The 14,812-nt window shown below is 68.6% G+C and carries 10 protein-coding genes; 5 read left to right on the top strand and 5 right to left on the bottom strand.

Annotated elements, in window-relative coordinates:
* Positions 1–22: 22 nt before the first annotated feature.
* The gene (locus Sp245p_RS05395; RefSeq protein ID WP_014241116.1) at positions 23–1,045 is read left to right on the top strand and encodes an ABC transporter substrate-binding protein; all 1,023 of its coding nucleotides are present in this window, start codon (positions 23–25) and stop codon (positions 1,043–1,045) included.
* Positions 1,046–1,207: 162 nt separating this feature from the next.
* On the opposite strand, the gene Sp245p_RS05390 is transcribed toward Sp245p_RS05395, so the two are convergent.
* Positions 1,208–1,516, bottom strand: a complete 309-nt coding sequence (locus Sp245p_RS05390) for a peptidoglycan-binding domain-containing protein (RefSeq protein WP_038526709.1) — start codon at positions 1,514–1,516, stop codon at positions 1,208–1,210.
* 255 nt (positions 1,517–1,771) lie between these two features.
* Positions 1,772–2,894, bottom strand: a protein-coding gene (gene prfB, locus Sp245p_RS05385; RefSeq protein ID WP_104675338.1) for a peptide chain release factor 2 whose coding sequence is annotated in 2 segments (ribosomal slippage) — positions 1,772–2,824 and positions 2,826–2,894 — 1,122 coding nt in all. Because the reading frame shifts where the segments join, the coding sequence is not laid out codon by codon here.
* 330 nt (positions 2,895–3,224) lie between these two features.
* On the opposite strand from prfB, the gene Sp245p_RS05380 reads away from it, so the two are divergent.
* Entirely contained in the window at positions 3,225–4,664 is a 1,440-nt protein-coding gene (locus Sp245p_RS05380) for an MBOAT family O-acyltransferase (RefSeq protein WP_014241119.1), read from the top strand.
* Between the two features lie 13 nt (positions 4,665–4,677).
* Complete coding sequence (locus Sp245p_RS05375; protein WP_014241120.1) at positions 4,678–5,634, top strand: SGNH/GDSL hydrolase family protein; 957 nt, start codon at positions 4,678–4,680, stop codon at positions 5,632–5,634.
* Positions 5,635–5,706: 72 nt separating this feature from the next.
* On the opposite strand, the gene Sp245p_RS05370 is transcribed toward Sp245p_RS05375, so the two are convergent.
* Both Sp245p_RS05370 and Sp245p_RS05365 read right to left on the bottom strand, forming a co-directional pair.
* On the bottom strand, positions 5,707–8,214 hold the full coding sequence (locus tag Sp245p_RS05370; protein WP_014241121.1) for a penicillin-binding protein 1A: 2,508 nt from the start codon (positions 8,212–8,214) through the stop codon (positions 5,707–5,709).
* A 251-nt stretch (positions 8,215–8,465) separates the two neighbouring features.
* Entirely contained in the window at positions 8,466–9,782 is a 1,317-nt protein-coding gene (locus Sp245p_RS05365) for an N-acetylmuramoyl-L-alanine amidase (protein ID WP_082188171.1), read from the bottom strand.
* A 574-nt stretch (positions 9,783–10,356) separates the two neighbouring features.
* On the opposite strand from Sp245p_RS05365, the gene Sp245p_RS05360 reads away from it, so the two are divergent.
* Entirely contained in the window at positions 10,357–13,530 is a 3,174-nt protein-coding gene (locus Sp245p_RS05360) for an Rne/Rng family ribonuclease (protein ID WP_014241123.1), read from the top strand.
* Between the two features lie 84 nt (positions 13,531–13,614).
* Positions 13,615–14,178, top strand: a complete 564-nt coding sequence (greB, locus tag Sp245p_RS05355) for a transcription elongation factor GreB (RefSeq protein ID WP_014241124.1) — start codon at positions 13,615–13,617, stop codon at positions 14,176–14,178.
* Positions 14,179–14,190: 12 nt separating this feature from the next.
* On the opposite strand, the gene Sp245p_RS05350 is transcribed toward greB, so the two are convergent.
* The gene (locus Sp245p_RS05350; protein ID WP_014241125.1) at positions 14,191–14,802 is read right to left on the bottom strand and encodes an HAD family hydrolase; all 612 of its coding nucleotides are present in this window, start codon (positions 14,800–14,802) and stop codon (positions 14,191–14,193) included.
* Positions 14,803–14,812 lie beyond the last annotated feature (10 nt).

The raw sequence follows: 14,812 nt of genomic DNA, 5'->3' as shown, positions 1-14,812 counted from the left end.
GATTGAGAATGGGAGACTGAGAATGACCGTCGTGCGTTGGAGCCGCCGTTTGGTTCTGGGTGCAATGGGTGCCGCGGCCCTGGCGCTGGCCGGGACGCCCGCCGCCGAGGCGCAGGGGCTGGAGAAGACCTCCATCGGCGTGCTGGCGCTGGCCTCCTCCGGCCCGATCTTCATCGCCAAGTCCAAGGGCTATTTCGAGAAGGAAGGGCTGGACGTCGACCTGAAGATGTTCACCTCGGCCCAGCAGGTGCCGGTGGCGGTGGCCTCGGGCGACGTGGATTTCGGCGTGACCGGCCTGACGGCGGGCTTCTACAACCTCGCCGCCAAGGGCGCCGTCACGATGATCGCAGCGCAGAGCCGCGACGAGCCGGGCTTCCAGCTCAGCGCCTATGTGGCGACCAAGGCGGCGCATGACGCCGGGCTGACCAAGCCGGCCGACCTCAAAGGCAAGCGCATCGCCATCACCACGGTCGGTTCGACCTTCCATTACATGGTCGGCCTGCTCGGCCAGAAGCACGGCTTCACGGTCAAGGACGTGACCATGGTGGCGATGCAGGACGTGCCGAAGATGGTCGCCGCCTTCAAGGGCGGTCAGGTGGACGCGGTGATCGCCCCGGTGACGGTGGCCCGCCAGCTCGCCGCCGAAGGCTCGGGCACCATCCTCGGTTGGGTCGGCGACGAGACGCCGTGGCAGCTCGGCGCCCTCTTCACCAGCCCGAAGACCGTCGCCCAGCGCCGCCCGCTGGCCGAGAAGTTCGTCAGCGCCTATTTGACCGGGCTGGCCGAGTACCACGCCGCCTTCAACGCCAAGGACGCGTCCGGCGCCGTGGTGAAGGGCCCCGGGTACGACGAGCTTCTGGCGATCATCGCCGAGGCGACCAAGCAGAAGCCCGAGGTCGTCGCCGCCGGCCTGCCCTATGTCGAGCCGAAGGGCAAGCTGCTGGTCGACGACGTCGTCAATCAGGTGAAGTTCTGGCAGTCCGAAGGTCAGGTGGACAAAGCGCTGGACGCCAAGTCCGTCATGGACCTGACCTTCGTGAAGTGAGCTGCTCGCCAAACCCCTCTCCCGTCCCGGGAGAGGGTGGCCCGAAGGGCCGGGTGAGGGTCGTGCGAGAACGGCGCATTGATCCTTGGCGGCGCCCTCACCCTCCCGCCGCCTTCGCGGCGGGCCCCTCCCTCTCCCGGGGCGGGAGAGGGGACGTAGGGTTCACCGCTTGCCCGGTCCGTAGACCTTCGGCTGGGAGAAGTTGATATGGTCGAGAAGCTCCTGCGTCGGACAGCCGTCCACCGGGAGCTTCGCGGCCTTCTGGTAGGCGCGGATGGCGGAGCGGGTGTTCGGACCGATCTTCCCGTCGATCACGCCGGGACGGAAGCCCTGCTCGGTCAGGGTCTTCTGGATGCCTTCGACATAAGCAAAGTACATGTCCGGCGTCATCGAATCCGTCGGACAGGCGGCGTAGGCCGGCGCCGCGAAGGCCGTGGCGGCGAGGAAGGCGGCGAACAGGCTGCGGTTCATGGTCTCTCTCCGTTTCTTGTTGCGGAGATCAACAACGCAGAGGCCGCGTTTCTTCCCAAGGGATAAAATTAGGGGGGGTGTATTACCCCCACCCCGGCCCTCCCCCGCTGTCGCAGGGGAGGGAGGATCAAGTCCCCTCCCCTGCGACAGCTCTCGCGCAAACCAGAGGTTTGCGCTGACGCGGCAGGCGGACCTTCGGTCCGCCGAGAGCGGGGGAGGGTTAGGGAGGGGGCAAGACCTCCCCCCTCCCGCACCTCACGCAGCCGCGTCGTCGCTCTGCCCCTTAAGCCGGGCGGCCAGTGCGGCTTCCAGGAACATGTCCAGGTCGCCGTCCAGCACCGCCTGGCTCTGCGAGGTTTCCACCTCGGTCCGCAGGTCCTTCACCATCTGGTAGGGGTGCAGGACGTAGGAGCGGATCTGGTGGCCCCAGCCGATGTCGCTCTTGGTCGCCTCAAGGGCAGCGGCGGCGTCCTCGCGGATCTTCAGCTCCCGCTCGTACAGGCGGGCGCGCAGCATGTCCCACGCCTTGGCGCGGTTCTTGTGCTGCGAGCGCTCCTGCTGGCAGGCCACCACGATGCCGGTGGGCAGGTGGGTGATGCGGATCGCCGAGTCCGTCTTATTGACGTGCTGGCCGCCGGCGCCCGACGCCCGGAAGGTGTCGATGCGGCAGTCCTTCTCGTTGATCTCGATGTTGATCTTGTCGTCGATCACCGGAGACACCGAGACGGCGGCGAAGCTGGTCTGGCGGCGGGCCTGGCTGTCGAACGGGCTGATGCGCACCAGACGGTGCACGCCGGCCTCGGTCTTCAGCCAGCCATAGGCGTTGTGGCCGCTGATCTGCGCGGTGGCGGACTTGATGCCAGCCTCTTCGCCGGGGCTTTCCTCAAGCCACTGCGTCTTGTAGCCGTGCTGTTCCGCCCAGCGGAGGTACATGCGCATCAGCATCAGCGCCCAGTCCTGGGCCTCCGTGCCGCCGGCGCCGGCGTTCACCTCGATGAAGCAGTCGTTGGCGTCCGCCTCACCGGAGAGCAGGCTCTCGATCTGGAGCTTCGCGGCGCGGTCGCGCAGCGCATAGAGCTGGGCCTCGGCATCGGCGACCACAGTCGCGTCGCCCTCGGCCTCGCCCATCTCGATCAGTTCCAGGCTGTCGGACAGGTCGCGCTCAAGGGCGCGATAGCCGTTCACCGAGGTTTCGAGCTGGGTGCGCTCGCGCATGATGGTTTGCGCGCGGGACGGGTCGTCCCAAAGCTTGGGGTCTTCGGCGTGGGCGTTCAGTTCGTCGAGACGACGCAGCGCGTTATCCCAGTCAAAGATGCCTCCTCAGCAGCGCCAGCGATTCTCTAATCTCGCCGGCGGCCGCTTCGATCTCGGCCCGCATCGCAGTGCCTCCTCGTCAGCCAGAGTTGAACCAGTGTCTTGGCCCTTATGTAGCGGGTTGGGAGCGGCGTTGCACCCTCTTATTCCACAGCCGCGCCGGCTTCCGCGACGCTGGACCAGACCGGAACGGTAATCCGCCGGAGCACCACACCGTCACAGGGACAGCTGGGCAACCCACTCGGATGAAACCGTTTTTGCGCCGCAAAACCACTTTCGCGGCGCGAATAAGTGGCAGTCCCCCGTGATAGCGTCACCGACGTTCGTGCCCGTCATTCGATGGGCGCGGGCTGTCGGCGCCCCCGTTCCCCAACAACAATAGCGTGGCCCCCCGATGAACTTCACCAGCCTGGGGTTCCTGCTGTTCATCACGGCCTTCACGGCGGGCTTCATGATGCTCGCCAGGACGCGGCTGTTCACGCCGCTGCTGCTGGTGTCCAGCTACATCTTCTACGGCTTCTGGGATTACCGCTTCTGCCTGCTGCTCGCCGGCACGACGCTGCTGGACTTCTATTGCGGCCTGCGCATCGCCGACGCGCCGAACCGGGCCACCGCGCGCATCTTCATGCAGATCAGCGTGGCGACCAATCTGGCGATCCTGTTCTTTTTCAAATACTTCAATTTCTTCATCGACAGCGCGCAGGTGGCGCTGGCCTCGCTCGGCCTCGACGTCGGGCACCGCACGCTGTCCATCATCCTGCCCGTCGGCATTTCCTTCTACACCTTCCAGAATCTCAGCTACACGCTGGACCTCTATCTCGGCCATCTGGAGAAGCCGGAGCGGTCGCTGCTGCGCTACGCGACCTTCGTCGCCTTCTTCCCGCAACTCGTCGCCGGCCCGATCGTCCGGGCGCGCGACCTGCTGCCCCAGATCCAGAACGGTCCCCGCCAGGATGTCAGCTTCGCCTTCCGCTTCGCCGGGCTGGAGAAGATCATCTGGGGCTATTTCCTCAAGCTCGGTCTGGCCGACAACGCCGCCGCGGTGGTCGACGCGCGCTTCGCCCAGCCGGAGTTCTTCAACGCGCTGAACCACGTCATCGGGCTGATCTGCTTCTCGCTCCAGATCTACGGCGACTTCGCCGGCTACTCGCTGATCGCCATCGGTCTGGCGCAGATCTTCGGCTACACGCTCTGCCAGAACTTCGCCCGCCCCTACTTCGCCATGGGCATGAAGGACTTCTGGCGGCGCTGGCACATCTCGCTGTCCACATGGTTCCGCGACTACGTCTACATCCCGATGGGCGGCGGGCGCACCCACTGGCTGCGCATCCGCAACCTGACCATCGTGATGCTGGTGTCCGGCCTGTGGCACGGCGCCGCCTGGACCTTCGTCCTGTGGGGCGCCATGCACGCCGCCCTGATGGCGGCGGAGGACGGCCTGCGCTGGCTGGCCAAGCGCAGCCCGCTGCGGCTGAGCGGCGCACCGCTGGTGGCGGGCAAGCTGCTGACCGTCGGGCTGGTCTTCCTTCTCATCACGCTGACCTGGCTGCCCTTCCGCGCCGACGACATGCACACGGTGCGGACCATCCTGGGCATCATCGCCGAGGGCGATTTCAGCCTGCCGCGCGGCATGCAGCAGATGAGCTATCTGGTCCGCGTCGCCCTGTTCGGCCTCGTCGTGCTGATGATCGACGCGATGATCGAGTTCGGCGCCGGGCGCCGCTACGCCGGGGTGAACGTCGTGGTCCGCTCCGCCGGCTGCGCCACGCTGATCCTGATGCTCCTGCTCTTCGGCAACTTCGCCAACCGATCCTTCATCTATTTCCAGTTCTGAGGGAGCCCGAACCATGATCCGCCTTTTGGCCGTCGTCGGACTGATCCTGGGCATGGTGGTCGCCATGGACCGCGCGGTGGCGTCCTGGATGGGCGACACGCTCCTCCAGTCGTCGGACCGCTTCATGACCGTCTACCGCAACGGGCCCCCCGCCGACGTGGTGATCCTGGGCAACTCCCGCGCCGACAACCACTTCCCGGTGGAGGAGGTGCAGGCGCTGACCTGCGGGCGGGTGCTGAACCTGGGCATGGGCGGCGCCCCCACCACGGTCGGCGACCTGCTGTGGGAGGATTACCTGGACCGGCACGGCGCCCCCCGCCTGCTGCTGGTCGAGCCGACGAGCGTGGTCGACGATCCCAAGGCGCTCGCCGACCTGCCGCTGCTGGCCTACTACTCGGAGCGGGTGGACGGCTTCATCCGGCAGGTCGACGCCACCATGTGGGCCTCCAACAAGCTGTTCAACACGCTGATCTTCAACAACAACCAGACGATCCGGCTGGCCTTCGACGGGCTGCATCCGACCGGCGACCGGACGCTGAGCGGCACCATGTCTCCCTTCCTCAAGGCCCAGCTCGAAAAGGCGCCGACGGAGCGGATGGAGGGCTTCCAGCCGAACTGGGACGCGCTGGACCGCATCATCGGCACGGCGCGGGAGAAGGGCACGCGGGTCGCCGTGGTCATCACGCCCTTCTTCCCCGGCTACATCGAGAAGGTGACCAACTTCGACGCCTTCTTCGAGGATCTGAAGGCCCGCCTGCCGCCCGACGTGCCGGTCATCGACACCCGCCGCGAGGTCGAGGACGAGGCCCATTTCGTGGACGCCCTGCACATCAACCAGGAGGGGGTCCGCGTGATGCTGGCGCGGATGGAGGACCGGCTGCGCCCGCTGGCCGACTGCTCCACCGACACGGCTCCGGCCGAGGCCATCGCCCAGATCCGCACCGACACCCACACCGCCGCGCGGCCCTGAACCTCCGCACAAAAGAAAAGCCCCGCCTCCCGAACCGGGAAGCGGGGCTTTTTTATTGCCGAGGGAACGCGGTCAGTAGAGGCCGCCGGTCCCCACCGTCGCCGCCGAGGGCGGAGCCGCCGGAGCGCCCCAGCCACCCGGCTGCTGGGCCGCCGGATCGCCGCCGGGCACCCCACCGGTCCAGCCGCCGTCCGCAGCGTGGGCCGAGCCGTCCAGCACCATCTGCGGCTGGTCGGGGTTCGGCTCGGTGCCAGGGATAAAGGCCTCCCAGATGGCCTTGCGCTCGCCGGGCTGGGCGAGGCGCCCGTTCTCCGGGTTGACACGGACGAGGCGCAGGCCGCGCGGCACGCGGAACGGCGTGGCCGGCTGGTCCTTCAGCGCCACCTCCATCACGTCCTTGAACACCGGAACCGCCGCCGAGCCGCCGGTTTCGCGGGCGCCCAGCGAGCGCGGCTGGTCGAAGCCGATGTAGGTGCCGACGACGAGGTCGGGCGAGAAGCCCATGAACCACGCATCGTGGCTGTCGTTGGTCGTGCCGGTCTTGCCGGCCAGGGGCTTGCCCAGCGACAGCAGCTTCGTCGCCGTGCCGCGCTGGACGACGCCCTCCAGCATGGAGACCATCTGGTAGACGGTGCGCGGGTCGTTCACCTGCTCCCGCGTGTCGGCGACGGCGGGAACGGTCAGCCCGTCGCTCCAGGCCACTTGGTTGCAGGAGGCGCAGGGGCGCGTGTCGTGGCGGAAGACGGTCTTGCCGTTGCGGTCCTGCACGCGGTCGATGAAGGTCGGGCTCACCCGCTTGCCGCCGTTGGCCAGCATGGCGTAGGCGGTGGCGAGGCGCAGCACGGTCGTCTCACCGGCGCCGAGCGACATCGGCAGGTAGGGCTGGAGGTTGTCGGTGATGCCGAAATTCTCGGCCACCGCCTTCACCTTGTCCATGCCGACGGCCTGGGCCAGACGGACGGTCATGACGTTCCGCGACTTCTCGATGCCGGCGCGCAGCGGCGTCGGGCCGTAGAATTCGTGGCTGAAGTTCTCCGGCCGCCAGATCGGCTGGCCGTGGCCGGGGTCGTATTCGAACGGCGCGTCCATCACCAGCGAGGACGGGGTGAAGCCCTGGTTCAGCGCCGTCAGATAAACGAAGGGCTTGAAGGAGGAGCCCGGCTGCCGCATCGCCTGGGTGGCGCGGTTGAAGGAACTCATCTGCGGCGAGAAGCCGCCGACCATGGCGAGCACGCGGCCGGTGTGCGGGTCGAGCGCGACCAGACCGCCCTGCACCGCCGGGACCTGCCGCAGCGCGTAGGTGCCCGCCGGCGGCTCCTTGCCCTTCTCGTCCTTGCCGGCGGCCTCGACCAAAATCAGGTCGCCCAGCTTGGCGACGTCGGAGGGGCGGCGGATTTCCGGGCCGAGCCGGTTGTCGTCGCGCTGCGCCCGCGCCCAGCGCAGCTCGGCCAGCGGCACGCGGCCGCGCGAGCCGTCCGGCAGACCGATGTCGAGCGCCGCCGCCTCGTCGTCTTTCAGCACCACCGCCAGATGCCAGCCCTCGGACCCCGGAGGCGGCGCCATGGAGGCGAGCTTCTTCGCCCAGTTGTCGAAATTCTCCATCTTGCCGACCGGCCCGCGGTAGCCGTGGCGGCGGTCGTACTGCACCAGCCCGGTGCGCAGCGCCTTGGTCGCCGCCTGCTGGAGCACCGGGTCCATCGAGGCGCGGACCGACAGGCCGCCCTCGTAGAGCGCCTGCTCGCCGTAGAGCTTCACCAGCTCGCGCCGGACCTCCTCGGCGAAATACTCCGACGTCACATACTCCTGCTCGTCGCGCTTGCGCACGACCAGGGGCTTGGACTGGGCGATCCTGGCCTCTTCCGGGGTGATGTGCCCGTCCTCGGCCATGCGCCCGATCACCCAGTTGCGCCGCGCGATGGCGGCGTCGCGCTGGCGTTCCGGGTGGTAGTTGCTGGGCGCCTTGGGCAGGGCCGCCAGATAGGCCGCCTCCTCGATGTCCAGCTCGTCCAGCGCCTTGTTGAAGTAGTTCAGCGCCGCCGCCGCCACGCCGTAGGAGCGGTATCCCAGGAAGATCTCGTTCAGATACAACTCGAGGATGCGGTCCTTGCTGAAGGCCCGCTCGATGCGGACCGCCAGGATCGCTTCCTTGATCTTGCGCGAGAAGGACACCTCGTTGGTCAGCAGCATGTTCTTGGCGACCTGCTGCGTGATCGTCGAGGCGCCCATCGGCCGGCGGTCGCGGCCGAGATTCTCCACGTTGGTCAGGATGGCGCGGGCGATGCCGACGGGGTCGATGCCCTTGTGGTCGTAGAAGTTCTTGTCCTCGGCGGACAGGAAGGCGTTCGTCACGCGCTTCGGCATGGCGTCGATGGGGACGAACACGCGCTTTTCCGACGCGAACTCCGCCAGCAGGCGTCCGTCGCCCGCATGGACGCGGGTGGTCACCGGCGGTTCGTAGTTGGCGAGCTTGGTGTAGTCCGGCAGTTCGTGATCGTAATGGTCCAGCATGTAGACCAGCCCTCCCGCCCCGGCCAGGGCGAGGATCACGACGGCCATCAGGGCGGACAGAATAAAGCGCATGACGGTTCCCAGACAGGCATGGCGGCGGTCCCGCCGCCTTCGTCCGGGACAGAGACCGGGAAGACGCGGAACCATCCGATGGGCGGCATCCTACACCGCGAGGGGCGGCAGTCCGACTCCCTCGCAGCCATGTCAGGAAAATGTGACGGCCACAAGGCGCATGCAAGAAAGTGGTGACCCGGCAGCGCGTATGCCCGCCCGCCCCCACCCGCATGGCTGTGACCGGATGGCGGCGCCCAACAGTCGATGCCTCAGCTCTTCTGCGCCCCGGTCAGCCATTTGAAATAGGCGTCGATGGTGCGGACCATGCCGCGGCCCAGCTTTTCCCGGTGGGCCGACTTGCTCAGCAGGCTGACGTCCTGCGGGCTCGACAGATAGCCCATCTCGACCAACGCGGACGGCATGTCCGGCGCGGTCAGCACGGCGAAGCCGGCCTGACGGTGCGGCTTGTTGGGGATCAGCTTGACCTCGCGGCCGAGATGCTCCAGCGCCATGTTGGCGAACCGCTTGGAGTGGTTCATCGTGTCGCGCTGGGCGAGGTCGATCAGGATCGAGGCCACCAGATCGTTCTCGGAGGACAGGTCCATGCCGGCCAGCGCGTCGGCCCGGTTCTCCTTGGCGGCCAGCATCTCCGCCTCGCGGTCGGAGGCCCGGTCGGACAGGGTGTAGATGGACAGGCCGCGCATGTTGGCGGAGCCGATGCTGTCGGCGTGCAGCGACAGGAACAGGTCGGCGTTGGACTCCCGCGCGATGGCGACGCGGTCGCGCAGGCGGATGAACACGTCCTTGTCGCGGGTCAGCCGCACCCGGTAGCGGCCCGACCCTTCCAACTGGCGCTTCAGCTCCCGCGCCATCGCCAGCGTGATGTCCTTCTCATAGACCCCGCCGACCCCGACCGCGCCGGGATCGACGCCGCCATGGCCGGGATCGACGACGATCATCGGCTTTTCCGGCACCGGGGCCGCCCGCGGCGGGACCGGGGGCGGAAGGGCCGCGGCGACCGGCACGATGGGGTCCTTCTTCGCCGGCGGGCGGACCGCGTCGCGGCTCACCGACGCGGTGGCCGCAGTGGCCGTGGTCGCGGCGACCGGGGCGGAGGCGGCGAACTGCGCGGGGGTGGTGCGGGCGATGTCGAGGACGAAGCGCGGCTTGAAGCCGTCGCGCGGCGGGATGAGGTAGGACTCGACCACCCGCGCCGGCCCGTCGGTCTCCACCACGAGGCGGGAGGCGCCGCCGTCGCGCCCCTCGAAGCGGTAGCGGGCGACTATGCCCTTGCCCGCCATCACCGTGTTGCCGCCCGGCCAGCTCACGTCCGGCAGATCGACCACGACGCGGTAGGGCGAGCCGTGCACCGACACGGTGAAGGGCACCGAGTCGGTGAGTTCCAGAACCAGCCGCGTCTTGTCGGGATGCAGGCCGAGCCGCGCGTTCAGCACGGACACCCGCTCCTGCATCGGCGGCGGAAAGGGCAGCGCCGCGGTGGTCTGGGCCTGCGCCGGGGCGCACGGCAGGGCGACCGCCCCCAGAAGGGCGCCCAGCGCAGCGACAATCGCGAGCAATCGGGGCATCCGTTCCACCAGAAACCACAAACCGGCAAAGCCAGCGCCCAGCTATAGCGCAGCGAAATCAAGGCGCTCAACCGTGGTGTCCGGGCGCGTGGCGGAATTGTCGGCGAGGGTGCCGTTCGTGCAACACTGCCCTGCTTCGCCCCCATCCCGATGGAATGCCGCCGAACCGGATGCGGCGGACCGCAACTTTCGCCGAATTCCAAGTTGTGCATGGTTTCGTGCTTGTCTATGGTAGCTCTGCGACATACCGCGACCCACCAGCCCACTCTTCCGAGAGGTTTCTCTCCGGGGTGACTGTGGGCGTCGCCCGCGGACCCCCACGGCCGAAATTTACATCATCGGGCGCGGTCCGGGGCGTGACGCTTCTGGGTTGCCGGTGGATTGGGACGAAACCTCGAAGCTGGTGCCGGCCGCAAGGCCGTAACCCGGAGGCCGAAGCCCGACCCGTCCTGGCTGCTTCGTCAGCGCCGTTCGACGGGTTAGGGGCCGGTTCCGCAGGCTTCGCTCACAACGATGACGCGCCCTGGCGGCTTGTCCGTCGCGCGGGCGGCCTGGGGCGTCATGGGGATCTTGTATGGCCAAGCGCATGCTGGTGGACGCCACGCACCCGGAGGAAACCCGGGTTGCCGTGGTCAATGGGAACAGACTCGAAGACCTCGACTTCGAAATCGCCACCCGGAAGCAACTCAAGGGCAACATCTACCTTGCCAAGGTGACCCGGGTCGAGCCGTCGCTCCAGGCGGCCTTCGTGGAATACGGCGGGAACCGCCACGGCTTCCTCGCCTTCTCGGAAATCCATCCCGACTACTACCGCATCCCGATCGCCGACCGCGAGGCTCTGCTGGCCGAGGAGCGCCGGCTTGAGGAGCAGGCCGAGGCCCGCGCCGAGGCCGCCGCCGACGGCGCGGTGATGGCCGAGCCGATCCGCCCGGATGTGGTGGTCGAGGAAAACTCCCCGATGCCCGGCTCCTACGCGGAGGCCGAGGGCGACGGGTTCGAGGGCGACATCCCGGCCTTCGCCACCGACGCCGGTTCGGATGGCGGTTCGGACGAGGCCGCGGATTCGGACGAGGCTCCGGAAGGCGCCGCTCCGGCCGAGAGCCCGGACGTCATCGGCGGGGACGAGGTCGAGGAGGCCCACCGCCGCCGCGCCCGCCCGCTGCGCAGCTACAAGATCCAGGAAGTCATCAAGCGCCGGCAGGTCATGCTGGTCCAGGTGACCAAGGAGGAGCGCGGCAACAAGGGCGCGGCGCTGACCACCTACCTGTCGCTTCCGGGCCGCTACTGCGTGCTGATGCCCAACACGGGCCGCGGCGGCGGGATTTCCCGCAAGATCACCAACCCCGCCGACCGCAAGCGCCTGAAGGAGATCCTGTCCGATCTCGACATTCCGGAAGGCATGGCGGTTATCCTGCGCACCGCGGGGCTGGAGCGCTCCAAGCAGGAAATCAAGCGCGACCTCGAATATCTGCTGCGCCTGTGGGACGACATCCGCGTCCAGACGCTGAAGTCCTCCGCGCCCTGCCTCATCTATGAGGAGGCGAACCTCATCAAGCGCTCGATCCGCGATCTCTACACCGACGACATCGACGAGATCTGGGTGGAGGGCAGCGCCGGCTTCAACACCGCGCGCGACTTCATGCGCATGATGATGCCGAGCCACAGCAAGCGCGTCATGCAGTACCAGGACGACACGATCCCGCTGTTCCACCGCTATCAGGTGGAAACGCAGATCGACGCGATCCACAGCCCGGTCGTGCAGCTCCGCTCCGGCGGCTACATCGTCATCAACCCGACCGAGGCGCTGGTTTCCATCGACGTCAACTCGGGCAAGTCGACGCGCGAGCGCAACATCGAGGAAACGGCCTACAAGACCAACCTCGAAGCCGCCGACGAGGTGGCGCGCCAACTCCGCCTGCGCGACCTCGCGGGCCTCATCGTGATCGATTTCATCGACATGGAGGAGCCCCGCAACAACGCCGCCGTGGAGCGCCGCCTGAAGGAGGCGATGAAGAACGACCGGGCGCGCATCCAGCTCGGCCGCATCTCCGCCTTCGGCCTGCTGGAGCTGTCGCGCCAGCGCCTGCGCCCGTCGCTGCTGGAAACCAACTTCGAGCGCTGCCCGCACTGCTCCGGCACCGGCGTCATCCGCTCGGTGGAGTCCGCCTCGCTGCACGTGCTGCGCGCCATCGAGGAGGAGGGCATCCGCAAGCGGTCGTCGGAGATCACCGTCTTCGTGCCGACCCGCATCGCGCTCTACATCCTCAACCAGAAGCGTGGCGAGCTGACCAAGATCGAGGACCGCTACCGGTTCCGCGTCATGGTCCAGGCCGACGACACGCTGATCGCGCCGGACCTGCGGCTTGAGCGCGTGAAGGCCCGCACGCCGGAAGACGACGTGCCGCTGGTCAGCGCCGAGCGTGTCCTGGCCGAGACCGACCGCATCCTGGCCGCCGAGGCCGAGGAGGCCGAGGAAGAGGCGCCCGTCGTCGAGGCCGCCGAGGTCGCAGGGGCCGAGGTCACGGAACGCGCCGACGCCGCCGGGGAGAGCGAGGGCGACCGCCGCCGCCGCCGCCGCCGCCGCCGTGGCCGCGGGCGTGACCGCGAGGATGGCCGCGCGCCGTTCGGCGAGTCCGCCGAAGCGTCCGACGAGGCGACCGAGGGCGACGAGATCGAAGCCGAGGCCGCCGACGCCGACACCGACGCCGACGAGACGGCGGTCGACGAGGAAGCGATCGAGCGCGCCCAGATCGACGCTCCGGAGTTCGTCATCAACGACGTCGATGTCGGCCCCGCCCACATCGAGGACGACGAGGACGAGGACGCCGATCTGGCCGCCTCCGAGGCGGACGACGGCACCGATGCGTTCGAGACGAACGGTGACGCCAATGGCGAGCGCAAGAAGCGCCGCCGCGGCAAGCGCGGTGGTCGCCGGCGGTCCCGCCAGCGCGAGGGCCTGGAGGCCGGCGAGGGTCTGCCCGCCGCCGAATCGGAAGATGGCGTCGAGGGCGAGGCGGAAGCCGAGTCCTTCCCGACCGCCGTCGAGGCCGGCCGCGCCGTCAACCCGCCGGAACTGCCGGCGGACATGGAGCCGGTCGAGTTCGACTGGGTCCTGACCAGCGCGGTGGCCGAAGACAACGCCGCCGATGCCGCTCCGGACACCGCCGCGGAGGGTCCGACCGCCGAGGAAGCCGCCCCGGTGGCCGAGGAGGCTCCGGCCCGCAAGCCGCGCCGTGGCCGCGCCAAGGCGACCGCCGCGGAGGCTGCCGAGTCGGTGACGGCGGAGCCGGAAGCGGCCCCCGCCAAGCCGAAGCGTGCCGCGAAGGGCGCCGCCAAGGGTGGCAAGGCCACCGCGAAGGCCGCCGCCGCGCCGGAGGAAACCGCTCCGCCGCCGGCCAAGCCGTCGCGCAGCCGCAAGGCGAAGACCGCGGCCGTTGAGGCCGCTCCCGCCCCGGCGCCGGTTGCGGCCCCGGTCGCCGAGGAGCCGAAGAAGCGCCCGGCGCGCAAGCGCAAGACCGCGGCGGACGCTCCCGCCGAGGCGGCGCCCGCTCCGGCCCCGGTTGCGGCTCCGGTCGCCGAGGAGGCGAAGAAGCGCCCGGCGCGCAAGCGCAAGACCGCGGCGGACGCTCCCGCCGAGGCAGCACCCGCTCCGGCGGTCAGCGAGGCGCCCGTCGCCCCGGCCAACGAGCCGGCCAGCGCCAACGCCGCTCCGGAGGCCAAGCCGCGCCGGGGTTGGTGGAGCCGCTAAGCGCGCGCTTCATCGCCGTAAAGACTGGAAAAGGCGCCTCGCGGCGCCTTTTCTTTTTCCTGAGAACCGCGAAGGGTCCCGACCATGAGCAAGGCCTTCACCCGGGAGAACGACTCCGCCCCCGACGACGACGAGGCCGACGATCCCAAACCCTTGCCCAAGGGCGTGAAGAACTACATGACGCCCGAAGGCTTCCAGTGCATGCAGGAGGAGCTGCGCTCGCTGCTGCGGGTCGAACGCCCGAAGGTGGTCGAGGTGGTGTCCTGGGCTGCCGGCAACGGCGACCGCTCGGAAAACGGCGACTACATCTACGGCAAGAAGCGCCTGCGCGAGATCGACCGGCGCATCCGCTTCCTGACCAAGCGCCTGGAATCGGCGGAGGTGGTCGATCCCACGCTCCAGAAGAACCGCGACCGCGTGTTCTTCGGCGCCACCGTCACCTACGCGCGCGAGGACGGGACGGAGAACACCGTCACCATCGTCGGCGCCGACGAGGTGGATATGGACCGCGCCCATGTGAGCTGGATTTCACCCATCGCCCGCGCCCTGCTGAAGGCGCAGGAGGGCGACGTGGTGGACCTGCGCACCCCCGCCGGGCTGGAGCAGATCGAAGTCGTCGCCATCCGCTATCCGGGCGACGCGACGTAAGAAAGGCTGGGGCTACAGAAGCCCCAGCTCCTCCAGTTCGGCGCGCAGGCTGGCGGCGCCGGAGAAACGATGAGCCGTCATGCCGATGGCGCGGGCGGCCTCGACGTTGGCGGGGCTGTCGTCGATGAAAAAGCAGTCCGCGGCCCGCAGACCGTAGCGATCCAGCAGGAGCTGGAAGATCGCCGGGTCCGGCTTCACCAGCCTCTCGTCGCCGGACACGATGATCCCGTCGAAGACGTTCAGGAAATCGAAGCGCCGGCGGGTCAGCGCCAGCTTTTCCGACGAGAAGTTGGTGATGGAATAGAGCGGCGTTCCGCGCTGCTTCAACTCCATCAGGACTTCCGGCGTCCCGGCCATGGGGCCGGGCACCATCTCTTCCCACCGCTCATGATAGGCGCGGATCAGTTCACGGCAGTCGGGAAACTCGGCGGTCAGGGCGGCAACCGCCTCGTCCCACGGGCGGCCGCGGTCCTGCTCCAGGTTCCAGGCGGGGCTGCAGACGTTGTCGAGGAAGTCCTCCATCAGGTCCTCGTACCCGTCGAACAGCTCGCGGTAGAGATGCCGCGGGTCCCATTCGATGAGCACCTGGCCGATGTCGAAGACGACGGTGGTCGGCTTGGTCATCGTCACTTCC

The organism is Azospirillum baldaniorum (assembly GCF_003119195.2).
Lineage (GTDB): Bacteria > Pseudomonadota > Alphaproteobacteria > Azospirillales > Azospirillaceae > Azospirillum > Azospirillum baldaniorum.
This window is presented reverse-complemented; position numbering and strand designations above follow the sequence as displayed.

Coding starts and splice junctions, on each gene's coding strand:
- Sp245p_RS05380 (WP_014241119.1), top strand. CDS start 3,225: ATGAACTTCACCAGCCTGGGGTTCCTGCTGTTCATCACGGCCTTCACG.
- Sp245p_RS05390 (WP_038526709.1), bottom strand. CDS start 1,516: ATGAACCGCAGCCTGTTCGCCGCCTTCCTCGCCGCCACGGCCTTCGCG.
- Sp245p_RS05350 (WP_014241125.1), bottom strand. CDS start 14,802: ATGACCAAGCCGACCACCGTCGTCTTCGACATCGGCCAGGTGCTCATC.
- Sp245p_RS05395 (WP_014241116.1), top strand. CDS start 23: ATGACCGTCGTGCGTTGGAGCCGCCGTTTGGTTCTGGGTGCAATGGGT.
- Sp245p_RS05370 (WP_014241121.1), bottom strand. CDS start 8,214: ATGCGCTTTATTCTGTCCGCCCTGATGGCCGTCGTGATCCTCGCCCTG.
- Sp245p_RS05375 (WP_014241120.1), top strand. CDS start 4,678: ATGATCCGCCTTTTGGCCGTCGTCGGACTGATCCTGGGCATGGTGGTC.
- Sp245p_RS05360 (WP_014241123.1), top strand. CDS start 10,357: ATGGCCAAGCGCATGCTGGTGGACGCCACGCACCCGGAGGAAACCCGG.
- Sp245p_RS05365 (WP_082188171.1), bottom strand. CDS start 9,782: ATGCCCCGATTGCTCGCGATTGTCGCTGCGCTGGGCGCCCTTCTGGGG.
- greB (WP_014241124.1), top strand. CDS start 13,615: ATGAGCAAGGCCTTCACCCGGGAGAACGACTCCGCCCCCGACGACGAC.